This window comes from Nonomuraea marmarensis, from assembly GCF_043197025.1.
In the GTDB taxonomy this organism is placed as follows: domain Bacteria; phylum Actinomycetota; class Actinomycetes; order Streptosporangiales; family Streptosporangiaceae; genus Nonomuraea; species Nonomuraea marmarensis.
Genome location: NZ_JBICRM010000043.1, coordinates 62,287 through 84,625, shown reverse-complemented (window position 1 = coordinate 84,625; position 22,339 = coordinate 62,287). Strand labels below are relative to the sequence as shown.

Genomic DNA, 22,339 nt, shown 5'->3' with positions numbered 1-22,339 from the left:
CAACTCCTGAACCTGCTGAACGTCGACCCCACCCGCCCCCGCTGGCTGACCCTATGATCCACACACCATGATCCACACGACCCGTCAGCGACAGCGTTCACCTACATGCGAAGAACCGGGCTAGCGGCGCTTGCGGCGGCGCAGCCCGGCGGCGACGAGCCGTCGTAGCAGCTCACGGGAGCTGACCGACTCGGCCCCCAGAGCCACCGCCCGGGCATGGACGGTCTCCGGCACGTCGTAGTGATCGCGGTCGAACGCCCGCTCCGGCACCCCCAGCCGCACCGCGAAGTCGTGTAACTCCTCCAGCGAGCTGTCGCTGACCAGGTGCGACCACATCAGGCCACGCGGCCCCGGCCAGTTGGGCGGGTCGATCAGTACGGTCACGATCTCAAGGGTAGAACCCTCTTGCGCACGCTCAGCTCGCCCAGGTCGGCCACCACCACATCGGCCCCCTGCGTGGGCAGGCCGTCCCTGGCCACCGCGACGACCAGCCCGAATCCGCCCTTGCGCGCCGCCTCGATCCCGGGCAGCGTCGACTCCACCACCGCGGCCTTGGCGGCGGGCAGTCCCAGTCGCCGGGCCGCCTCCAGGAAGAGCGCCGGATCGGGCTTGCCGGGCAGGTTCATCAACGCGGCGTCGTTGCCATCGACGAGCAGATCGAAGAGATGGGCGACACCCGCCGAGTTCACCAGCTTGCGACCGTGCAGGCTGGCGGAGACGGCCGCCGTACGGGCGCCTCTGCGCCGCAGCTCGTGCAGCAGGCCGACCGTGGAGGGGAAGGCGGCCACGCCGTACTTGTCCACCTGAGCCACGAAGATCCGGTCCTTGGCCAGGCCGAGCCCGTGCACGGTCGGCGCGCCGGGCTCGTCTTCGGGCGAGCCCTCGGGCAGCGTGAGGCCACGCGCGGCCAGGAAGGTGCGGATGCCGTCGAGCCGCGGGCGCCCGTCCACGTGGCGCAGGTAGTCGTCGCGGATATCGAACGGCGCCGAGCGGCCGCGCAGGAACGCGTCGAAGACGTGCTTCCAGGCGGCCGCGTGCCCCCGAGCGGTGTCGGTGACCACGCCGTCGGTATCGAACACGACGGCGCTGATCCTGGTCAGGTCGATGACGGGCTCGTCCACAATGTGAACGTAGCCCCTCTACCAGGCGACGGGTAGCTCCTTGACGCCGTAGACGATGGCCAGCTCCCTGAACGGCACCTCGCCCGCGACGTGCAGCCCCGGGAAGCGGCGCAGCAGGGCGGGGAAGGCGATGCGCATCTCCATCTGAGCCAGCGGCGCGCCGATGCAGCGGTGGATGCCGTGGCCGAACGCCATGTGCGAGCCGGCCGTCTCCCTGCCCGGGAGCACCTGGTCCATGTCCTCGCCGAGGGCCGGGTCGCGGTTGGCGCCGGTCAGCGAGCACAGCACCATCTCGCCCTTCTTGATCTGGTGCCCGTGCAGCTCCAGGTCGTCGCGGGCGAAGCGGGGGAAGGCGACCTGGACGACGGTCATGTACCGCAGCAGCTCCTCGACCACGTCGTTGACGTAGCCGTCGACCTCGCGCACCTTCGCGGCCTGCTCGGGGTTGCGCAGCAGCCACAGGCTGCCCAGGGCGAGCATGCTGGTGCTGGTGTCATGCCCGCCGGTCAGCAGGCCGTCGGCCATGCTGGCGAGGGTACGGTCGTCGAGCTCGTCGCCGTGCTCCCGGAGGAGCTGCCCGAGCAGCCCGTCACCGGGGTTCTGGCGTTCCCTGGCGACCAGGTCCGTCAGATAGGTCATGGCATCGTTGATCGCCTGGAGCGACGCCTCGGGACCCGCCGTGAAGTCGAAGCGATCCTTGCTGATCTTCACGAAGTCGGCGCGCTCGTCGTACGGGACGCCGAGCAGCTCGCACACGACCAGCGACGGGATCGGCAGCGCGAACTCCTCCACCAGGTCGACCGGCCCGCCCTTCGCCTCGATGCGGTCCAGGTGCTCCTCGACCATGGCCTCGATGCGCGGCTCCAGCCTGCGCAGGCGCCTCATGGTGAACTCGGGCGTCAGATATTTGCGCAGCCGGGTGTGCTCGGGCGGATCGCGGAACCCCAGGCCGCCCGGGTCCTCCTGGTTCGAGCCGAGCCCGATCACACCGGCGAAGTCGTTGCTGAAGCGCTCGTGGTCGCCCAGTACGGCGCGTACGTCCTCCCAGCGGGTGACCAGGTACACGGTCTGGCCGCCGGGGATCTCCATCGGGAAGACCGGATGCTCGGCGCGGATGCGTGCGAGCTCTCCCACGGGGTCGAACCCCTCACGCATGAACTGGATGAGCGGGAACTCTGTGTCAGACATCGATATCCGTCCTGCTGGGATACATCGCATCATGTTGGGATAAATCCCTGCATAGATGGTGCCATCCGGAAGGGCGAATGGTGCCCTACGAAAGGACGAATTTACATCTCATGCCACAGGCCCCTGCCCTTCGGACAGGTACCCCCGGTCTCCGCTCAGCCAACGGCCAAAGCCCTGGTCACCTCGTCGGGCGGCGGCTCGGTGCGGTCGCGGGCGTGGACGAGCGGCTCGGGCTCCGGCGCCTCGGCGGACAGGGACGGCGGGGCCGGCTTGGGCCTGCGGGGCTCCCGCACCCCACCCTCGCCCCCTCGCGGATCGTCGAACGGATCTTCCCCTTCGGGCCAGTGCGGCTCTCCGGGCCCGTAGCCGGGCCGCGGGGCGAGCCCGCCACTGGTTAGAGCACGGCGTCTGCGCGATCGCTTGCTCACGGATCCCCTCCTCGGGACCCATTGTGCGCCCGCGCACCTCCCTCGGCCATCCCAAGCCCGGGCCTCTATCCCTGGGGGCACCCTGCGCTCGGCGCGCCCGCGCGGCACGTGCCTCCAGGCGTTCTCGGTCACCACTCGCGGCGCGCCGAGGGATGCCCCGCATCGCGCGGCGCCCGCGATAGCGTCACGCGGGTGTGTCGGCCGGAGGTGTGGCTGGGACCGCGTCGTCCGGAGCCGGGCGGGTGGACGGGGCCGGGCCGGTGGGTGGGGACGCCGGGGTGGAGACCTGGCGGACGAACAGGGCCCCGAGCAGGGCCACGAAGGCCATGATGGAGGCCGTTTGCTGGTCCGTCAGCGATACCCCGAACACCAGCCCCAGCGTGATGCCCGCCTGGGCGAAGCCGAGGACGGCGGCCTTGACGGAGTGGCCCCCGTCCACGTTCCTGGTCGCGAACGCCGTCCACACGCCCAGCCCCGCCGCCGCGATCGAGTTGATGGCGGCCACCTGCGTCGTCGTGAGCGGCAGGAAGACCGCGGTCAGCATCTGCAGGCCCGCGCTCAGCAGGCCGAGGATGAGTGCCGGTTCCCGGCCGAAGATCTTCATGGGTTACCTCCCCTGGCATGAAGCCCCTGTCACCGCAGAGGGCGCGAGGCGGCGGCTGATACACAGTCCGTCAGGGTGGTACACCGTCAGTCAAGGCGGCGTGACAGGAGGGAAAGAGGGGCAAAATGGGGCGGCAGCCGTCGTTTGGCGTACAAGATGGCGACATTCTGCGATGATCTCGTCGCATAGAGCCGGAGTTTGAGCCTCACGGATAGTGACTGATGCCGACATTTGAGGAAATCGCGGCCTTCGTCGCGGAGAAGCCGTTCGCCACCGCTGTCATCGCGCTGCTCGGCCTGGCCGGGCTCGTGCTCGCGTTCCTGGTGATCAGGGTCGCCTGGCGCGCCACCGCCTGGTTGTTCGCCCGGTACGTCGCCCAACGTCCCGTCGAGGACGTGCTGACCATCGTGGCCGCGTCCATCGCAACCGGCGTGTCCGCGCAGGGCATGTGGCGGTTCTCCGGGGACGTGCTGGGACTCGATGGACCGCTGCGACTGTTGTTGTTCGCGTTCATCGAGGTCGCGATCATCACCTCCGCCGTCCGCGCCCGCCGCAACATGCGCGAGAACTTCTCCGCCGGGATCGACGGCATCGCCGTGTGGGCGCTGACCTGCCTGACCGCCGTGTTGTCCAGCATGGACGCGCGCAGCCTGCCCGAGGCGCTGTTCAGGCTGGCCGCGCCCCTGGTGGCCGCCTGGTTGTGGGAGCGCGGCATGGCCATCGAACGCCACCGCATCCGCGGCACCGGCCGCATCAACTGGCGGCTGACCCCCGAGCGGCTGCTGGTCAGGATGGGGCTGGCCGAGGTCAGCGATCGTACGGCCAGCGAGGTCGACGCCCACCGCAGGCTGACCCGCGTCGCGCTGGCCGCCAAGAAGGCCAAGGCGCTGCGCGAGGGCGGCGCGTCCGAGCGGAAGATGCGCACCGCGCTGGCCAGGCTGGACAAGGCCATGGACCAGGCCGTCGAGCACACCGGGCTGGCCGTGAACCAGGCCCGCCAGGAGGCGCTGCTGGCCCAGATCGCCGCCCTGTACAACACCTCCGCCCTCATCGACGCCGACCCCCGCGTGCCCTGGGAGCCCGAGGCCGACCACCACCCGGTGCCCGCCCGCCCGGCGCTGCCGCCCGCGCTGGCCGAGCTCGTCGAGGACGAGGACGAGGACATCGAGGTCCTCGACACCACCCCGCAGGTCGTCGACACCGCCCAGCGCGCGGCGCTGATGCGGGCGGCCCGCGTCTACTGGGACCGGCAGATCGTCAAGGGGATCGTCCCGCGTACGGTGGACATCGCCCAGGAGATCGGGATCTCGCTGGCCACGGCGCGCGAGTATCGTGCCCTGTGGAAGCTGGAGCCGCAGGCGCACGCCCTCATCGAGGCGCTGTACCACCAGCACGGCATCGTCGACACCGGCGCCTTCCCCGCCATCGCGGACGACGGGCGGGTGCTGACCACCAAGTCCTGAGGGAGCACGTTTGCGGGAGCGCACGCTCGATCGCGTCAGGAAACTCCTGGCCAAGGCCGAACGCACCGACAACGAGCACGAGCGGGCCACGTTCATGGCGGCCGCCTCGGCGCTCATGGCCAAGCACGGCATCGACTCGCTGCCTCCCGCGGGCACCCGCCAGACGCCCGGCGACCGCGTCGTCACCCTGCCCGACCCGTGGGCCAGGGAGAAGGCCCGCCTCGTGAGCCTGGTGGCCCAGGCGGTGCGGTGCCGGCCGCTGCTCATCGGGCGGGGGGACGGCGGGCAGCGGGTGCACGTGTTCGGGTTCGCCGCGGATCTGGAGCGGGCCGACCTGCTGGCCACGTCGTTGCTGCTGCAGATGGCCTCCGGGCTGGCCCGCGTGCGACCGCCCGAGGACGCCGTGCGGGCCTATCGGAGGTCGTGGCTGCTCGGGTTCACGGACGAGGTGTACCGGCTGTTGTGCGCGGCGGAGTCCCGGGCGGAGGAGGCCAGTACGGGCGCCGCTCTGGTGCTGGCCGACCGCAGGGCCGAGGTGGAGCGCGTGGTGGCGGCCCACTATCCGAACATCCGCATGAGCGTGCCCAGGACGAGCGGCACCGGATACCGGGACGGGGCGGCCGCCGGTCGCCGGGCCGACCTCGGCCGCACCGGGATGAGCACCGCCGCGGCGCCCGAACTGGCCCCGGGTTAGCCGGCCGCGGCGTCCGCGGTCGCTTGGTAAGCCCTTTCCGGAGATCCGTTTTGCGGAGGCTCGAAGCGGGCATAAGCGCGCACACGGAACGCAGTTTCTGCGGAAGCGAGACCGGTCACCGTGAACGCATCCTCCCGCCTCATCACCGCCGACCACCTCCGTGATCTCGCCCGCGACCTCCTGACCGCCGCCAAGGTCCCCGCCGACATCGCCGCCATCGTCTCGGCGTCCCTGGTCGAGGCCGATCTCGCGGGGCACGGGTCGCACGGCGTACGGCGGCTCATGCCGTACCTGGAGAGGATCGAGGCGGGGGTGCTCGTGCCGGGCGCGCGGCCGGAGGTCGTGGCGCGCCGGGGCGCGACCGCCGTCGTGTCGGGGCGGCGCGGGTTCGGGCAGGCCGCCGCCCGCCTGGCCGCGGAGGAGGCGGCCGGGCTCGCCGCCGCGCACGGCGTCGGCGTGGTCGCCATCAGCAAGTGCAACCACGTCGGCAGGCTGGGCGAGTACGCCGAGACGCTGGCGGGCCGTGGCCTGATCGCGCAGGTCGTCGGCAACGCGGACCCGACCGTCGCCCCCTACGGCGGGCACCGCAGGATGCTCGGCACCAACCCCATGGCCTGGGCCGTGCCGCGAGCCGGCGGCGCGGCCGTGGTCATGGACTGGGCGACGGCCGCCATGGCCGAGGGCAAGCTGGGCCTCCTGCGCGCCGCCGGAGCACAGGCGCCGGAAGGGGTGCTCGTCGACCCCGGCGGCCGCCCGTCCACCCGCCCCACCGACTTCTACCGGGGCGGGGCGCTGCTGCCGTTCGGCGGCCACAAGGGGTACGGCCTGAGCGTCCTCATCGAGCTGGTCGGCGGCCTGCTCACCGGTACCGGCACGGCTCCCTCGCCGGAGTACGACGGCACGTTCGGCACGGTGATCACCGCTGTCGACATCGGCGCGTTCGTCCCCCTGGAGGACTACGTCGCCCAGGTCGAGTCCTTCTGCGCGGCCCTGCGTGCCTCGGGTCCCGGCGTGGTCGTGCCGGGGGAGCCCGAGGCCCAGACCCGCGCGGCCAGGCTGGCGGAGGGCATCCCCGTGCCCCTGCCGGTGTGGGCCGAGCTGGGCGTGCTCGCCTCGCGGCTCGGCGTTCCGTAAAGGCGCATACTCCGCGGCCGGTGGCGGGCCGCCGCACGCGGCCCACCACGGCCTGACACGCCCCTGGAGGTCAGATGTCCGCCACACCCGAGTTAAGGCGCGTCGTCCTGGGCGCCCTCGTCGGCACCGCCCTGGAGTGGTACGACTTCTTCATCTACGGCACCGCCGCCGCCCTCGTCTTCAACCGCCTCTTCTTCACCGACGCCGACCCGGCGGCGGGCACGATCGCCGCGTTCGCCACGTTCGGCGTGGGGTTCGTGGTCAGGCCGTTCGGCGGGATCCTGTTCGGCCACCTCGGGGACAAGATCGGCCGCCGCTCCACCCTGATCATCACCACCGTGATCATGGGCGTGTCCACCGGGCTGATCGGCCTGCTGCCCACCTACCCCGCCATCGGCGTGTGGGCGCCGGTCCTGCTCACCCTGCTGCGGGTCTGCCAGGGGCTGGGCGCGGGCGCGGAGTTCGGCGGCGCGGCCACGCTGCTGGCCGAGCACGCCCCGCCGGGCCGGCGCGGCTACTACGCCTCCTACGCCCAGACCGGCGTGCAGATCGGCCTGGTGCTCGGCACGTCGGCGTTCCTGCTCGTGCAGCTCCTGCCCGAGCCGGACGTCACCTCGTGGGGCTGGCGGGTGCCGTTCCTGGTGAGCTTCGCGCTGATCGGGGTGGCCCTGTACGTGCGGCTGCGGGTGGCCGAGTCGCCGGTGTTCCGCGAGCTGGAGCGGACCCGCGAGATCGTCAAGCTGCCGATCAGGGACGCGCTCGTCAGCTACCCGCGTAACTTCCTGGTCGGCATCGGGGCGCACATCTGCGACACGGCGGTGGTCTACACGCTGGCCACGTTCAGCGTCGCGTACGCCACCGGCCGGCTCGGCCTGTCCAACTTCACGGCGCTGCTCGGGGTGGTCTTCTTCGGGTTGACCGTCATCGTGCTCCAGCCGGTCTACGGCGATCTGTCGGACCGGGTGGGGCGGCGGCCGCTCAACCTGTTCAGCGTGGTGTTCGTGGCGGCCTTCGTCTACCCGTACTTCCTCATGGTCAACACCGGCGTGCCCTGGCTGGTGTGGCTGGCGATGATGGTGATGGGGGCGTTCGGGTTCGCGCCGCAGGTGGCCGTGCAGCCGGTGTTCTACGCCGAGCTGTTCGGGGCGCGGGTGCGCTACACCGGGTTCGCGGCCTCGCGGGAGCTGGGGGCGGCGCTGGCCGGGTTCTCGCCGCTGATCGGCGCGGCGCTGGCGGCGCGGCTGGACGGGGCGCCGTGGCTGGTGGCGGCGTTCCTGGTGGGGACGGCGGTGGTCTCGTTCGTGGCGTTCTACGCTTCGCGGGAGAGCAAGGACATGGACATGAGGGCCTTCGACCCGCTGCGGAAGGAGTGAGGCATGGACATCGAAGGGACGGTCGCCGTGGTCACCGGAGGCGGCACCGGCATCGGCGCCGCCGTCGCGGAGAGCCTGGCCAGGAAGGGCGCGGCGGCGGTGGTCGTCAACTACTCGCGCTCGGCCGCGGACGCCCGGGCCACGGTCGCCCGGCTGGAGGGCATGGGCTGCAAGGCCTCGGCCATGGCGGCCGACGTGTCGGACGACGCCGCCGTACGCCGGATGGCCGAGCGGGTACGCGCCGACCACGGCAGGGTCGACGCCCTGGTGTGCAACGCAGGGACGACCAAGTGGGTGCCGTTCCCCGACCTGGACGGGCTCACCGACGACGTGTGGCGGCAGATCATGGGCGTCAACCTCATGGGCGCCTTCTACTGCGCCCGCGCCTTCGCCCCCGACCTGCGGGCCGCCCGCGGCGCGATCGTCAACGTCGCCTCCATCGCCGGGCTCCTCCCCACGGGCTCCTCGATGGCGTACGGGGTGAGCAAGGCGGCCATGCTCCAGCTCACCCGCGATCTGGCGGTGGCGCTCGGGCCCGAGGTTCGCGTGAACGCGGTCGCACCCGGCATGGTGGCCACCCGGTGGCACATCGACCGGGTGGGCGAGCAGGTGTTCACCGAGATCGCCGCCAAGGAGGAGGCCAAGGCGCCGCTGCGGCGCACGGCGCAACCGGAGCACATCGCCCAGCTGGTCGTCGCGCTGCTGGAGTCCGACCTGGTGACGGGGGAGATCCTGGTCGGGGACGGCGGACGGCACCTGATGTACTGACGCGGGGCGTCAGCCGAGGGCGGCGGAGACCAGGGAGCGGGCCTCCTCCTGCACCTTGGCCAGGTGGTCGGGACCCTTGAAGGACTCGGCGTAGATCTTGTAGACGTCCTCCGTGCCCGACGGCCGGGCGGCGAACCAGGCGCTCCGCGTCGAGACCTGCACCCCGCCCAGCGCGGCGCCGTTGCCGGGCGCCGACGTCTGGACCGCCGTGATCGGCTCGCCGGCCAGCGTCGAGGCCGTCACCTGCTCGGCGGACAGCTTGCCGAGCACGGCCTTCTCCTCGCGGGTCGCCGGGGCGTCCACCCGGGCGTAGGCGGGCTCGCCGAACCGGCCGGTCAGTTCCCGATAACGCGCGCTGGGCGACTCGCCGGTGACCGCCAGGATCTCGGAGGCCAGCAGCGCCAGGATGATGCCGTCCTTGTCGGTGGACCACACCGAGCCGTCGCGCCGCAGGAACGACGCCCCCGCGCTCTCCTCGCCGCCGAACCCGAGCGAGCCGTCCAGCAGCCCGGGAACGAACCACTTGAAGCCCACCGGCACCTCGTACAACCGCCGGCCCAGCGATTCGGCGACCCGGTCGATGATGCCGCTGCTCACCATGGTCTTGCCGATCCCGGCGGCCGCGGGCCAGCCGTCCCGGTGGGCGTACAGGTAGGAGATGGCCACGGCCAGGTAGTGGTTGGGGTTCATGAGGCCGCCGTCGGGGGTGACGATGCCGTGCCGGTCCGAGTCGGCGTCGTTTCCGGTGGAAATATCGTATTTATCCCGATTGGCGATGAGCGACGCCATCGCGTACGGCGACGAGCAGTCCATCCGGATCTTGCCGTCCCAGTCCAGCGTCATGAACCGCCAGGTCGGATCGACCAGCGGGTTCACCACGGTCAGGTCCAGGCGGTGCCGCTCGCCGATCTCCCCCCAGTAGGCCACGCTCGCCCCGCCCAAGGGATCGGCCCCGATCCGCACTCCGGCCGACCTGATGGCGTCCAGGTCCACGACGGACGGCAGGTCGTCCACGTACGTACCGAGGAAGTCGTAACGCCCTGCCATGCCCAGAGCCTTCGCGTACGGGACCCGTACCACGCTCTTCAGCCCGCCCGCCAGCAACCGGTTGGCCCGGTCCTGGATCCACGAGGTGGCGTCGGTGTCGGCGGGACCGCCGTGCGGCGGGTTGTACTTGAACCCGCCGTCACCCGGCGGGTTATGCGACGGCGTGATCACGACGCCGTCGGCCAGCCCCGACGTGCGCCCCCGGTTGTGCCGCAGGATCGCGTGCGAGACGGCGGGCGTGGGCGTGTAGCCGTCGCGCGTGTCGATCAGCACCGCCACCCCGTTGGCCGCGAGCACCTCCAGCGCCGACACCCGCGCGGGCTCCGACAGCGCGTGCGTGTCGATGCCCAGGAACAGCGGCCCGTCCGTGCCCTCGGACTTGCGGTATTCGCAGATGGCCTGGCTCGTGGCCAGGATGTGGTCCTCGTTGAACGCCGTGTTCAGCGACGACCCCCGGTGCCCCGACGTGCCGAACGCCACCCGCTGCCCCACCTCGTCCGGGTCGGGATGCAGGGCGTAGTAGGACGTCACCAGCCTGGCGACGTCGACCAGATCATCCGGCCGGGCGGGCTGTCCCGCGCGTTCGTGGGTCATGACGCCACTGTACAAATGCGCCCCGGCGGGTGACCGAGAGGCGGCGGCAAGATACATTCGCGTCAGCCACTAGAACGGAGTTCTGTTCCATGCGATACGGATATTTCCTGACTGAGCCGCAAGGATCCGATCCGATCGGCGGGTTGCGCGACCAGATCGCCGAGGCGGCGGACGACGGCTTCACCTCCGCCTGGCTCTCCAACATCTTCGGCCTCGACGCCCTCACCGCCCTGGCCGCCGCCGGCGCCGGGGGACCGGCCATCGAGCTCGGCACCGCCGTCGTCCCGACCTACCCGCGCCACCCGGCCGCGCTCGCCCAGCAGGCCATGACGGCCAACGCCGCGCTCGGCGGGCGCCTCGCGCTCGGCATCGGCCTGTCACACCAGATCGTCATCGAGAACATGTACGGCTACAGCTTCGACCGCCCCGGCCGGCACATGAAGGAGTACCTCGACATCCTGCTCCCGGCCAGCCGGGGCGAGCACGTCAAGTACGACGGCGAGACGCTCAAGGCCGACCTCAAGCTGTCCACGCCGGGCGCCGGGTTCCCCGTGCTGCTCGCCGCGCTGGGCCCGCGCCTGCTCAGGCTCGCGGGCACCGTGGCCGACGGCACCGTCCTGTGGATGACGGGCCCCAAGACGGTCGCCGAGCACGTCGCGCCCACCATCAAGGCCGCGGCGGCCGATGCGGGCCGCGAGCCGCCCCGCATCGTCTGCGCGCTGCCCGTCAGCGTCACCGACGACCCCGCCGCCGCCGTCGCCCGCGCCAACGAGATCTTCTCGGTGTACGGGCAGCTGCCGTCCTACCGTGCGATGCTCGACCGGGAAGGCGCGGCCGACCCCGGCGACGTGGCGATCGTCGGCGACGAGGACACCGTCCTGGCCAAGCTCGGCGAGCTGGAGCGGGCCGGGGTGACCGACTTCGTGGGCTCCGTCTTCGCCGGCCGCGAACGCACGCGCAACCTCCTCATCGGCGCGGCGAAGGGCTGAACCCGGAGACATCTCCCTAAAACTCCGGCAAGGTGGAGCCCGTGCTATTAGGCATTGATGTGTCGAACTGGCAGGGCACCGTCGACTGGGCCGAGCACGCGGGCGCCGGAGTGGCCTTCGCCTTCGCCAGGGCCAGCGACGGCGGTGACCACACCGACAAGTGGTTCGCGCGCAACTGGAACGGCATGCGCGAGAGCTCGATCGTCTGCGGCGCGTACCACTTCGCCAGGCCCGGGGGTGACCCCGTCGAGCAGGCGCGTCACTTCCTGAGCGTGATCAGGTCCGCCGGCGGGCTGCGCAGCGGCGACCTGGTCGCGCTCGACCTGGAGACCAACGACGGGCTGCTGCCCGAGCAGGTCGCCCGCTACGCGCGCCGCTGGTGCCACCACGTCGAGAGGCACGGCGGCGTGCGGCCCTTCGTCCACACCTTCCACGCGTTCGCGCGTGGCGGACACTGCGCCGGGCTGGGCGAATATCCGTTGTGGATCGCCAGCCCGGAGAAGCCGCGCGGCCGTCCCGTGGTGCCGCGCCCCTGGCGCGACTGGACCATCCATCAGTACGTGCACAGCCCGATCGACCGCAACGTGTTCAACGGGACCCGGCAGCAGCTGACCAGGCTAGGGTTTCACCCGCGATAGCATCGGTGTTCACCATCGAACCAGCCTCGGTGCCGGGCATCGAGCGCGATCCAAGGGAGACACCGTGTCAGCCGAGCTACGCATCACCCTCGCCGGAGCCGAGCGTGTGGTCGCGGCCGGCACGACGGCCGGTGAGGCGCTCGAGGCCGACGGTCGCACGGTCATCGCGGCCAGGGTCAACGGCGAGCCGCGCGACCTGGCCCATCCGCTGGCCCAGGACGACGTGGTCGAGCCGATCGAGGTCTCCAGCGAGGACGGCAGGGCCATCGTCCGCCACTCCACCGCGCACGTGCTGGCGCAGGCGGTGCAGGAGCTGTTCCCCGAGGCCAAGCTGGGCATCGGGCCGCCCGTGGAAAACGGGTTCTACTACGACTTCGACGTCACGCAGGCGTTCCACCCCGACGATCTCAAGCGGGTCGAGAAGCGCATGCGGGAGATCGTCAAGCAGGGGCAGCTGTTCTCCCGCCGGGCCGTCTCCGACGAGGAGGCGCGCGAGGAGCTGGCGGCGGAGCCGTACAAGCTGGAGTTGATCGGGCTCAAGGGCGGCGCCGCCGAGGAAGAGGCCGTCGAGGTGGGGGCGGGGCAGCTCACCATCTACGACAACCTCGACCCCAAGACCGGCGAGCTGCAGTGGAAGGACCTGTGCCGGGGGCCGCACGTGCCGTCGACCCGGTCGATCCCGGCGTTCAAGCTCATGCGCTCCGGCGGCGCCTACTGGCGCGGCAGCGAGAAGAACCCGCAGCTTCAGCGCATCTACGGCACCGCGTGGGAGTCCCGCGACAAGCAGGACGAATATCTCAAGCTGCTGGAGGAGGCCGAGAAGCGCGACCACCGCAAGCTGGGCGCCGAGCTCGACCTGTTCAGCTTCCCACCGGAGCTGGGCAGCGGCCTGCCGATCTTCCATCCCAAGGGCGGGATCATCCGCAAGGAGATGGAAGACTACATGCGCCGGCGGCAGGCCGACGCGGGCTACGAGTTCGTCAACACCCCGCACATCACCAAGTCATCGCTGTTCGAGACCTCAGGGCATCTCCCCTGGTACGCCGACGACATGTTCCCGCCGTTCGAGCTGGAGGGCATCGAATACCGGGTCAAGCCGATGAACTGCCCGATGCACAACCTGATCTTCAGGGCGCGCGGGCGTTCCTACCGCGAGCTGCCGCTGCGGCTGTGCGAGTTCGGCTCGGTCTATCGATACGAGAAGTCGGGTGTGGTGCACGGGCTGACCCGGGTGCGTGGCATGACGCAGGACGACGCGCACATCTACACCACCAGGGAGCAGATGGGCGATGAGATCAAGTCGCTGCTGAGGTTCGTGCTCAGCGTGCTGCGTGACTTCGGCCTGTCGGACTTCTACCTGGAGCTGTCCAGCCGCGACGACTCCGACAAGTTCATCGGCGACCCCGCCGAGTGGGAGGAGGCGACCCAGGCGCTGCGCCAGGTCGCCACCGAGTCGGGGCTGGAGCTGGTCGACGACCCGGGCGGCGCGGCCTTCTACGGGCCCAAGATCTCCGTGCAGGCCAAGGACGCGATCGGCCGCACGTGGCAGCTGTCCACCATCCAGCTCGACCTGAATCAGCCCAAGCGCTTCGGCCTGGAATACCAGGCGGCGGACGGCAGCCGGCAGACCCCGGTCATGATCCACCGGGCGCTGTTCGGCTCCGTGGAGCGCTTCCTCGGCGTGCTCACCGAGCACTACGCGGGCGCCTTCCCGGCCTGGCTGGCACCGGTGCAGGTGGTGGGCATCCCGATCGCCGACGCGCACGTGCCGTACCTGCAGGATGTGGCCAAGAAGCTGAGCGAGCGCGGCATCCGGATCGAGGTCGACTCCTCCGACGACCGCATGCAGAAGAAGATCCGCAACGCGCAGAAGTCCAAGGTGCCTTACATGCTGCTCGCCGGCGACGACGACATCGCCAACGGGGCGGTGTCGTTCCGGTACCGGAGCGGGGAGCAGAAGAACGGCGTCCCCGTCGAGGAGGCGATCGCCGAGATCGTCAACGCCGTGGAACGCCGCATCCAGGTCTGACCCGGGGCTTGGCTTTCAGAGGTCTGGCTTCAGCGGTACGGCGGAGCGGCCGCGTTCTGGCTGCTCCGCCGTACCCGCGCTGCCCGGCCTGGCTTACTTGGCCAGCGGCTGGCCCTGCTTGTCGGTGAACTTGCCGATGAGGATCATGATGAAGTCGATCAGCACCCACACGCCGAAGCCGCCGAAGGTGACGATCATGAGGATGCCCGTGCCGATCTTCCCGACGTAGAAGCGGTGCACGCCGATCACGCCCAGGAAGAAGCAGAGCAAGACGGCCACGATCCATGACTTGGTCATGAGAGGTCCTTTCGGTTTTGGGGGATTGGCCGGGCGTACCCGACCTGTAGTGCGTGCGGGAAGGATCAACCGCAGGGCACCGGACCCTAGCAAGATCTCCGGGCCGTCGCAGAGGGTTCGTGGACGATGCGTCCAATATCCTGGCAGGCATCGCGCTGGAGCTGAGCGTGGCGGCGGTCAAGAGCGCGCTGCAGCGGGCGCACGCCACGCTCCGGACGCACCTGCCCGAGCGGCGTCCCGTCACGGCCCCGAGCGAGGAGGAACGCGCGGTGCTGCGCCGCTACATGGACGCCTCCGTGGCAGGAGATCTGTCGGCGCTCGCGGCGCTGCTGCGCGGCAGACGATGCCTCCCGCTTCGCCCGTGTACGACGGACGCGCGGGCGTGCGAGTGGTGAGGGGCTGAGGCGGGCCTCCGTAGGGTGGCACCGGTCGGTTCGGCGGGTGTACGACCGGTGCCGATACCCCAAACCGGGGGCGGGTCAGGTGGAGCCCCGGTGGTCAGGTGGGGAAGGGCGTTTCCTCATCCTCGCGGGGGGTCTGGGGTGCCGGGCGGGCCTCGCCGGGGAGGCGGACGTCGTCCACCGTCACGTTGACCTCCACGACGCGCATGCCGAGCATGTGGCTGACGCTTCTGGCCACGTTGGCCTTGACGTCGGAGGCGACCTCCATCACGACATGTCCGTACTCGACCACAATCGTCAGGCTCACTGTCACCTGGCGGTCCTGGATCTGCGCGCTGACACCCTGGTTGCCGCGCCGGGATCCGATGCCGATGCGATCGCGTACGGACTCGAACGCCCTCGCCAGGTCGCCACCCATGTCGACGACCCCGGCCACTTCGAGCGCCGCCAGGGCGGCGATCTTCTCGACCACCTCGTCAGCGACATTGATCCGCCCCTTCACGACGGCACCAGGGGAGGGCGCCTCGGAAGGCCGCCCATCCGGCCGGAGGTCGCCGGGCGCGGTGAGCGCATCCAGTTCAGCGGCCGACAGGTCGGACGGATCGGTTGACGGGTCGAGATGGTCGGCTGACGGGACGGGGTGTTCGGCTATGGCATCGGTCATCGCGGCCTCCTGTAGGCAAGTGCCCTGTAGGCAAGTGCTAGGGATTGTGCCGGAAGAACACCCCGTTTGTCCGTGGACCTATGCTGCTAGTTATGCACGATCAGGCAGGGGCAGGGGCCCCCGACAACTTCCAGCGTCTGTGGACCCCGCATCGCATGGCCTACATCAAGGGCGAGAACAAGCCGACGGGCACCGGCCCCGACGACGGGTGCCCGTTCGACGCGATCCCCAGAATGAGCGACGAGGAAGGCCTGATCGTTGCCAGAGGCGAGCTGGTCTACGCCGTGCTCAACCTCTACCCCTACAACTCCGGCCACCTGATGGTCGTGCCCTACCGGCACGTGTCCGACTACGACGAGCTGGCGGCGGGCGAGCTGGTCGAGCTGGGGGAGTTCACGCAGAAGTCGTTGCGCGCGCTGCGCAAGGCCAGCGGCGCCCAGGGCTTCAACGTCGGCATGAACCTCGGCCACGTCGCGGGCGCGGGCATCGCCGCCCACCTGCACCAGCACGTGGTGCCCAGGTGGGGCGGCGACACGAACTTCATGCCGGTCGTCGCCCAGACCAAGGTTCTCCCGCAACTGCTCCGCGACACCCGCCAACTCCTCGCCGACGCCTGGGACTGACCCGAGGCGGCCGGCTACTTCGTCGCGGGCGCTAAGTCGGCGGTGGCCTCGAGGGCCGGATCGGGGGTGGGGCGGAGTGCGCCGATGCCGGTTGCCAGCAGCAGCGGCACCGCCAGCGCCAGCGCCATGGACAACACGGCCGCGCCGGAGTCGTTGACCAGCATCCCGACCACGCCGCTGACGAGCGTGCCGATCAGCCCGGCACGCAGCGCGGGAGAGTGCTCGAACGCCGCCGGCACCACCCCGGCCGAAGCCTGCTCGGGCCGCAGAATGGCGTACACGAGGAACGCCAGGGCCACGATCACGATCGGCATCAGGTTGGGGCTGAGCAAGGTGGCGAGCATGGCCTGGAGCTTGCGCAGGATGACGTCGAACGCCTCCCCGCTGAGCACCTGCCCCACGAACCTGCCCAGGTGCGTCTGCTCGTCCGGCGGCCGCAGGTAGTTGATCCAGGCGAACGCCATCACGATCACCCCTCCGGCCACGCAGAACGCGCCCAGCTTCACCAGCGAGACCTTCTTGCCCGCCAGGATCAGCGCGGTCACCGCGATGCCCGGCACGAACGCGATGACACCGCCGAAGTCGCTGCCCATCCCGGACCCGCCGAGCACCATCGCGAACGCCCCCAGCACCACGATCGCGGCCAGCCCCACCTTGCCCGGCCACCGGTGCGCAATGACCGTGGTGGCCAGCAGCGTGCCGGTGGCCAGCAGCGCGAACGGGATGTTGCCCAGGCCGAAGTAGCGGGCACCCTGTTCGGCGCTGTAGCCCATGAAGCTGTTGAGCTGCAGTGTGGTGCCGGTGAGCAGGTCACCGGCGAGCGTGAGCGCGGTGATGGTGGCGACCACGGCCAGCGGGCCGAGTGGCCTGCGCCGCCAGGGCCCGGCCAGCGCCAGCACGGTGATCGCGGCCCACCAGGCCAGCATGCCGCCGAACAGTTGCAGGTGGTCGGCCCAGGGCAGAAGGTTGACCAGGAACGAGGTGACGGGCAGGGCCGCCAGCGCCACGGCGGCGCCGCGTACCCAGGACAGGCTCTTGCGGCGGCGCAGCAGCAGGAAGGCCAGCACGTAGAACAGGACCTGGAGCACCGCCAGCGCGGTGAAGTAAGGTCCCTTCGCCGAGCGCATGGTCTGGGCGGTGGCGTCGGCGCGCTGGAGCCGTTCGAACGTCGCTCCGTGCTCGCCCACCTGCATCGGCACGCCCACCACCGTGCTCGGCACCGCCACGCCCAGCTTGGTCAGCACGGTGGAGGTCAGGTCGGGCAGGATCGAGATGTCCTCGCGGCGGGTGGAGGCCGCGCCGAGCAGGCGGCCCTGCGCGCCCGGCTCGCGTAGCGCGGCCACCCGCAGGTGAGGTACGGAGCCGTGGTCGGACAGCCCCGCGAGCAGCACCGTCGTGTCGGCGGGCAGGACGGCCAGCAGCGCGCCCGCCTTGGCGTCGGCCAGGCGCAGCGCCTCGCGGCGCTGGGCGGTGCTGAGCTGGTCGGGCACCTTGGGCAGCCGGTCGCCGGTCAGGTAGGGGCGGATGAGGTCGTCCACGTCCATGGCGATCATCCGGCACTGCTGCAGGTCGGCGGTCCTAACCTGGAGTGGGGAGGCGTGGTAGCGCTGCACCGCGCCCTGCCGGTCGGCCAGCGCCAGCGCGGCGCCCGGGCCGATCGCGATCGAGCACTGCCCGGCCGACTTGAGCGCCTCACCCAGGGTGCCCGCGTTGCGCTGCCCGGCCACGTCGATGAGATAGCGGTAGTCGGGAATGACCGCACCGTTGCCCTGGGCCTCGGGCATGGGGGCCGCGCCGCAGCCGTAGCCGACCGCCGACCTGGTGCCCGCCGACACGGTCAGCCAGCCGTCGTAGGGGCAGGTCACGTTGCCGACGGTACGGACCGAGAGCGAGCCGATGGCGCTCGACCTGGCCAGCTCCCAGAGGTTGGGGGTGTCGGCCTGGGTGACGTCGTTCCAGTGCAGGCCGGACACTCCGATGAGCGCCACCCGCCCGGCGGGCTCCTCCGCCCGCGCCGCCCCGGCGACGAGTCCCTGTCCGACCAGCAGCTGACCGACCAGCACGGCCAGTACGACTAGCGCGCGCCTCACGCCGATGACCTCCCGGGATCGATGAAGCTCCGTGGCGCGGGGAGTGGGGATCGTGCTCCGGCGCCACCGGACCCGACTACCTTCTCATGCTGCGGGAGCAACGCGAGCGCCTTGTGGACAACGAGACCCCACGTTCCGCCCTTGTGGACAACGCTGCCCTGCCCGGGGTGACGCATGCCGGGAAGCCGGGGTGGGCAGCAGGCGCGCGACTACGAAGACGTGGCGATCCCGTGCCCGCCCGGCCCGCGTGTCAGACCGCGTCGACCTTCACCCTGACCGGCTTGCTCTCGTGGTCGAGCCGGTCGAGCGACGTGATCAGGTAGGTGCCCTCCGACTTCGCCGCGAACGACGGGTCGGTGACGACGGCCACCAGGTTGCGGGCGTCGGTCGTGTGGCAGTCCTTGCCCGACTTCGGCACCTGGTAGACGGCGTACGCCCGAGCCCCCGCGGAAGGCTTCCACGACATCCTGGGCCCCACCGCCATGGCGCCGGCCGGGACGACCGGGGCCGGGGCGGCCGGGGCCTGGCCCCCGCGGTCCTTCATGAGGGGCAGCAGGGCCGGGCGGCTGTAGTGGGTCTTGGCGAGGCGGTCCATCGCCCCCAGCGGGTTGGTCAGGAGCTGCTTGGCGCTGAAGTAGACGTCGCCGTCGACCTGCTCGCGTTCGCGGTCGAGGCTCACGTGCGCGGCCAGTTCGCCCGGCTTGGTCCAGGCCTTGTCGTCCTTGGTGCCCACCCGGTAGAGGGCCTGCCCGATGTACAACTGCACATCGCTGTCCTCGACCTCGTCGGCCCACCAGCGCACCAGCGTGCCGTAGTCGGCCGCCTTGAAGCCGCGCGGCCAGTAGAGCTGCGGCAGCACGTAGTCGACCGTGCCCGACTTGATCCACTCCCGCGCATCCGCATAAATCGAGTCGTACGCGGACATGCCCGAAGTGTCGGAGCCGGACGGGTCGTTGGACTTGTTACGCCAGATGCCGAACGGGCTGATCCCGAACTTGACGTACCCCTTGGCCGCGTGCACCGCCGTGTCCACCTGGGCCACGAGCTTGTTGACGTTGTCGCGCCGCCACCCGGCGAGCTTCTTGCCCTTGCCGTACTTCGCGAACGCCGCCTTGTCGTCGAACGTCTGGCCCGCCACCGGATAGGGGTAGAAGTAGTCGTCGAAGTGCACGCCGTCCACGTCGTAGCGGTTCACCACATCGGTGATGACCTTCGTCACGTGATCGCGCACCGCGGGCAGGCCCGGGTTGTAGTAGAGGCGGCCGCCGTACTTGACCGCCCAGTCCGGGTGCTGCCGCGCGGGATGGCCCGCAGGCAGCTTCGCGGTGCTGTCGCCATAGGAGGCGCGGTACGGGTTGAACCAGGCGTGGAACTCCATGCCCCGCTTGTGCGCCTCGTCGATCAGGAACGGCAGCGGATCCCAGCCCGGGTCCTTGCCCGCCGTACCCGTCAGATATTGCGACCACGGCTCCAGCGACGACTTGTAGAGCGCGTCGGAGGCGGGCCGCACCTGGACGAAGACCGCGTTGAGATTGCGCTTGGCGGCGCTGTCCAGGATCTTCACGTATTCGGCCCGCTGCCTGTCGGGCTTGAGCCCGGCCTTGGACGGCCAGTCGATGTTCATGGTCGTGGCGATCCACACCCCGCGCAGCTCCCGCTTCGGATAGCGGCCGTCGGCCTTGCAGGCCGCGGTGGGGGCGGCGGCGGTCGTCGTGTTCTCGCTCGCCGCGGGGCGCTCTCCGGGACCGAAGAAATAGGCGGCGCCGGTGGCCACCACCGCGAGAGTCGCTGCAGCTAGGAGTGGGCGTCCAGTTCGCATAGTGCCAACCAGTGTGTCAGGTGGCGCGCGATGCTCGGTACGAAAAACCGAAATCAACTCGTGATGCTTCTGTGACAAAAGCACATTGCTGGGCCGGGAGGGAGTAAATCCCTCCCGGCTCCTTCACGGGTCACTCCGTGGCCGCCACCTTGTTCGCGAGGTTGGGCGGCAGCGGTTCGTAGCGCAGGAACGTGCGCTGGAATGTGCCGGTGCCGTGTGACATGGATCTCAGGTCGATGGCGTACCGCGTGATCTCCAGCTCGGGCACCTCCGCCTTCACCAGCGTGCGTCCCGTGCCGACGGGCTCGGTGCCGAGCACCCGCCCCCGCCGGGACGACAGGTCGGACATCACCGACCCCACAAAGTCGTCGGCCACCAGCACCGACAGCTCGTCCACCGGCTCCAGCAGCAGCGTCGGCACCTTCGCCGCCGCCTCCTTCAGCGCGAGCTGCCCGGCGATCTGGAAGGCCATGTCGGAGGAGTCGACCGAGTGGGCCTTGCCGTCGTACAGGGTGACGCGCACGTCCACCATCGGGTATCCGGCGACGACGCCCCGCTCCATCTGGGCCCGCACGCCCTTCTCCACCGACGGGATGAACTGGCGGGGCACCACCCCGCCCACGATCTTGTCCACGAACTCGAAACCCCCTCCGGACGGCAGGGGCTCGACCTCGAGGTGGCAGATCGCGTACTGGCCGTGGCCGCCGGTCTGCTTGACGTTGCGGCCCATCGCCTGGCACCTGCCGCCGAACGTCTCGCGCAGCGGCACCCGCAGCTCCACCCGCTCCACCTCGACGCCGTGGCGCTTGGACAGGCGGTCGAGCAGCACGTCGGTGTGCGCCTCGCCCATGCACCACAGGACGAGCTGCCTGGTCTCGGCGTTGTTCTCCAGCCGGAGCGTCGGGTCCTCGGCCACCAGCCTGCCGAGGGCCTGCGACAACTTGTCCTCGTCGGCCTTCGACTTGGCCCTGATCGCCACGGGCAGCAGCGGGTCGGGCATGTCCCAGGCGGTCATCAGCAGCGGTTGTTCGACGTCGGACAGGGTGTCGCCGGTCTCGGCCCGCGACAGCTTGGCCACCGCCACGATGTCGCCCGCGACGCCCTTGGCGGCGCCGCGCTGCTGCTTGCCCAGCGGGCAGGTCAGGGTGCCGATGCGCTCGTCGACGTCGTGGTCCTCGTGCCCGCGCTCGGCCAGGCCGTGCCCGGACACGTGCACCGTCATGTCGGGGCGCAGCGTGCCGGAGAAGACGCGTACCAGGCTGATGCGGCCCACGTACGGGTCGCTGGTGGTCTTGACGACCTCGGCGACGAGCGGCCCGTCGGGGTCGCAGGCGACGCCCTTGACCGGCTTGCCGGACGTGTCCGAGATCTCGGGCATGGCATGTTCGGGCGGAGCCGGGAAGCCCTGCGTGACCAGCTCCAGCAGCTCCTGCGCGCCGACCCCGAGCCCGGTGCAGAGCACCGGGAAGAAGCTGCCGCGCGCGACGGCCTTCTCCAGGTCCTCGATGAGGACCTTGGTGTCGATGGGCTCGCCTTCGAGGTACCGGTCCATGAGCGATTCGTCCTCGCTCTCCTGGATGATCCCCTCGATCAGGACGCCGCGATGCTCCTCGATCTGCGTCTCGTACTCCGCGCCGGGCTCCTTCTCGGTACGGGTGCCCGTGGCGTAGTTGTAGAACTTCTGCGACAGCAGCCCGATCAGCCCGTTGACGTGACCATTGGTGATCACCGGGAGATAGAGCGGCGCGACGCCGTCACCGAAGACGTCCTGGCAGGTCGCGAGCACCTCGTCGAAGTCGGCCCGCTGGTGGTCGATCTTGGTGATCACCACCGCCCGCGGCATGCCGACCTGGGCGCACTCCTCCCAGAGCATCTGGGTGAGCCCGTCGATCCCCTCGGAGGCCGACACCACGAACAGCGCGGCGTCCGCCGCGCGCAGCCCCGCGCGCAGGTCGCCCACGAAGTCGGCGTAACCAGGGGTGTCGAGAAGATTGATCTTGATACCGTTGTGCACCAGCGGTGCCACGGCGAGGTTGACCGACCGCTGCTGCCGGACCTCCACCTCGTCGAAGTCGCTGACCGTGTTGCCGTCCTCCACCCGGCCCGGGCGCTGAATGGTGCCCGTCGCGGCCAGCAGCTGCTCGACGAGGGTCGTCTTACCCGCTCCTGAGTGGCCGACCAGCACGACATTGCGTATCGCATCCGCCCTGTCGGCCGTGGGTGCCCTGCCCGCGGCTCCTACGGCACCGCCCGTGTTTCGTTCAGCCACATCGGCCTCCCGCGTCGTCGGTTCGTTGTCCAACGCCGCGCCCGCGCGGAGGGTGACTTGAAACCGCATGGACGCGGTGTGTTCACCAAATACCCATGTGGCGGAT

At 70.5% G+C, this 22,339-nt stretch carries 21 protein-coding genes; 10 read left to right on the top strand and 11 right to left on the bottom strand.

Annotated elements, in window-relative coordinates; translation table 11 throughout:
* Window positions 1-120 precede the first annotated feature (120 nt).
* The 5 genes from ACFLIM_RS43835 to ACFLIM_RS43815 all read right to left on the bottom strand — a co-directional run bounded on the left by ACFLIM_RS43835 (window position 121) and on the right by ACFLIM_RS43815 (window position 3,341).
* Window positions 121-384 carry a DUF4031 domain-containing protein gene (locus ACFLIM_RS43835; RefSeq protein WP_393175579.1) on the bottom strand — a complete coding sequence of 88 codons (264 nt, stop codon included), beginning with the start codon at window positions 382-384 and terminating at the stop codon, window positions 121-123.
* On the bottom strand, window positions 381-1,124 hold the full coding sequence (locus tag ACFLIM_RS43830; RefSeq protein WP_393175589.1) for an HAD family hydrolase: 744 nt from the start codon (window positions 1,122-1,124) through the stop codon (window positions 381-383). Before ACFLIM_RS43830 ends, ACFLIM_RS43835 begins: the two co-directional genes overlap by 4 nt.
* Window positions 1,125-1,139: 15 nt before the next feature.
* A complete protein-coding gene (locus ACFLIM_RS43825) occupies window positions 1,140-2,309 on the bottom strand; it encodes a cytochrome P450 (RefSeq protein ID WP_393175577.1) in 1,170 nt (389 codons plus the stop codon).
* A 155-nt stretch (window positions 2,310-2,464) separates the two neighbouring features.
* Window positions 2,465-2,737 (bottom strand): hypothetical protein, encoded by a 273-nt coding sequence (locus ACFLIM_RS43820; protein WP_393175575.1) that lies wholly within the window; start codon window positions 2,735-2,737, stop codon window positions 2,465-2,467.
* Between the two features lie 184 nt (window positions 2,738-2,921).
* Window positions 2,922-3,341, bottom strand: a complete 420-nt coding sequence (locus ACFLIM_RS43815) for a hypothetical protein (RefSeq protein WP_393175573.1) — start codon at window positions 3,339-3,341, stop codon at window positions 2,922-2,924.
* A gap of 221 nt (window positions 3,342-3,562) precedes the next feature.
* On the opposite strand from ACFLIM_RS43815, the gene ACFLIM_RS43810 reads away from it, so the two are divergent.
* The 5 genes from ACFLIM_RS43810 (at window position 3,563) to ACFLIM_RS43790 (ending at window position 8,773) form a co-directional block, all read left to right on the top strand.
* Entirely contained in the window at window positions 3,563-4,804 is a 1,242-nt protein-coding gene (locus tag ACFLIM_RS43810) for a hypothetical protein (protein ID WP_393175571.1), read from the top strand.
* A 10-nt stretch (window positions 4,805-4,814) separates the two neighbouring features.
* Window positions 4,815-5,498, top strand: coding sequence for a DUF2786 domain-containing protein (locus ACFLIM_RS43805; protein ID WP_393175569.1), 684 nt, complete (start codon window positions 4,815-4,817; stop codon window positions 5,496-5,498).
* 120 nt (window positions 5,499-5,618) lie between these two features.
* Window positions 5,619-6,632 carry an Ldh family oxidoreductase gene (locus ACFLIM_RS43800; RefSeq protein WP_393175567.1) on the top strand — a complete coding sequence of 338 codons (1,014 nt, stop codon included), beginning with the start codon at window positions 5,619-5,621 and terminating at the stop codon, window positions 6,630-6,632.
* 74 nt (window positions 6,633-6,706) lie between these two features.
* Complete coding sequence (locus tag ACFLIM_RS43795) at window positions 6,707-8,005, top strand: MFS transporter (protein ID WP_393175565.1); 1,299 nt, start codon at window positions 6,707-6,709, stop codon at window positions 8,003-8,005.
* Window positions 8,006-8,008: 3 nt separating this feature from the next.
* Window positions 8,009-8,773, top strand: a complete 765-nt coding sequence (locus tag ACFLIM_RS43790) for an SDR family NAD(P)-dependent oxidoreductase (RefSeq protein ID WP_393175564.1) — start codon at window positions 8,009-8,011, stop codon at window positions 8,771-8,773.
* Window positions 8,774-8,782: 9 nt separating this feature from the next.
* Here the strand turns inward: ACFLIM_RS43790 and pgm are convergent, their stop codons facing one another.
* Window positions 8,783-10,414 (bottom strand): phosphoglucomutase (alpha-D-glucose-1,6-bisphosphate-dependent), encoded by a 1,632-nt coding sequence (gene pgm / locus ACFLIM_RS43785; RefSeq protein ID WP_393175562.1) that lies wholly within the window; start codon window positions 10,412-10,414, stop codon window positions 8,783-8,785.
* Window positions 10,415-10,503: 89 nt separating this feature from the next.
* Here pgm and ACFLIM_RS43780 point away from each other — a divergent pair, with 89 nt between their 5' ends.
* From ACFLIM_RS43780 to thrS, 3 genes are all read left to right on the top strand, one after another.
* A complete protein-coding gene (locus ACFLIM_RS43780; protein WP_393175560.1) occupies window positions 10,504-11,403 on the top strand; it encodes a TIGR03564 family F420-dependent LLM class oxidoreductase in 900 nt (299 codons plus the stop codon).
* Between the two features lie 41 nt (window positions 11,404-11,444).
* Window positions 11,445-12,041: a glycoside hydrolase family 25 protein gene (locus ACFLIM_RS43775; RefSeq protein ID WP_393175558.1), complete on the top strand. Its 597-nt coding sequence runs from the start codon at window positions 11,445-11,447 to the stop codon at window positions 12,039-12,041.
* A gap of 64 nt (window positions 12,042-12,105) precedes the next feature.
* Window positions 12,106-14,070 (top strand): threonine--tRNA ligase, encoded by a 1,965-nt coding sequence (thrS, locus tag ACFLIM_RS43770; RefSeq protein ID WP_393175556.1) that lies wholly within the window; start codon window positions 12,106-12,108, stop codon window positions 14,068-14,070.
* A gap of 93 nt (window positions 14,071-14,163) precedes the next feature.
* Here the strand turns inward: thrS and ACFLIM_RS43765 are convergent, their stop codons facing one another.
* Complete coding sequence (locus ACFLIM_RS43765; protein WP_393175554.1) at window positions 14,164-14,367, bottom strand: TM2 domain-containing protein; 204 nt, start codon at window positions 14,365-14,367, stop codon at window positions 14,164-14,166.
* 119 nt (window positions 14,368-14,486) lie between these two features.
* On the opposite strand from ACFLIM_RS43765, the gene ACFLIM_RS43760 reads away from it, so the two are divergent.
* Window positions 14,487-14,762, top strand: coding sequence for a hypothetical protein (locus tag ACFLIM_RS43760; RefSeq protein ID WP_393175552.1), 276 nt, complete (start codon window positions 14,487-14,489; stop codon window positions 14,760-14,762).
* Window positions 14,763-14,865: 103 nt separating this feature from the next.
* Here the strand turns inward: ACFLIM_RS43760 and ACFLIM_RS43755 are convergent, their stop codons facing one another.
* Entirely contained in the window at window positions 14,866-15,432 is a 567-nt protein-coding gene (locus tag ACFLIM_RS43755) for an Asp23/Gls24 family envelope stress response protein (RefSeq protein WP_393175550.1), read from the bottom strand.
* Between the two features lie 92 nt (window positions 15,433-15,524).
* Here ACFLIM_RS43755 and ACFLIM_RS43750 point away from each other — a divergent pair, with 92 nt between their 5' ends.
* Window positions 15,525-16,055: an HIT family protein gene (locus ACFLIM_RS43750; RefSeq protein ID WP_393175548.1), complete on the top strand. Its 531-nt coding sequence runs from the start codon at window positions 15,525-15,527 to the stop codon at window positions 16,053-16,055.
* A 14-nt stretch (window positions 16,056-16,069) separates the two neighbouring features.
* Here the strand turns inward: ACFLIM_RS43750 and ACFLIM_RS43745 are convergent, their stop codons facing one another.
* The 3 genes from ACFLIM_RS43745 to ACFLIM_RS43735 all read right to left on the bottom strand — a co-directional run bounded on the left by ACFLIM_RS43745 (window position 16,070) and on the right by ACFLIM_RS43735 (window position 22,233).
* Window positions 16,070-18,145, bottom strand: coding sequence for a hypothetical protein (locus tag ACFLIM_RS43745; RefSeq protein ID WP_393175546.1), 2,076 nt, complete (start codon window positions 18,143-18,145; stop codon window positions 16,070-16,072).
* Window positions 18,146-18,395: 250 nt separating this feature from the next.
* Window positions 18,396-19,919: a glycoside hydrolase family 10 protein gene (locus ACFLIM_RS43740; protein WP_393175544.1), complete on the bottom strand. Its 1,524-nt coding sequence runs from the start codon at window positions 19,917-19,919 to the stop codon at window positions 18,396-18,398.
* 175 nt (window positions 19,920-20,094) lie between these two features.
* On the bottom strand, window positions 20,095-22,233 hold the full coding sequence (locus ACFLIM_RS43735; protein ID WP_393175542.1) for an elongation factor G-like protein EF-G2: 2,139 nt from the start codon (window positions 22,231-22,233) through the stop codon (window positions 20,095-20,097).
* Window positions 22,234-22,339: the final 106 nt, after the last annotated feature.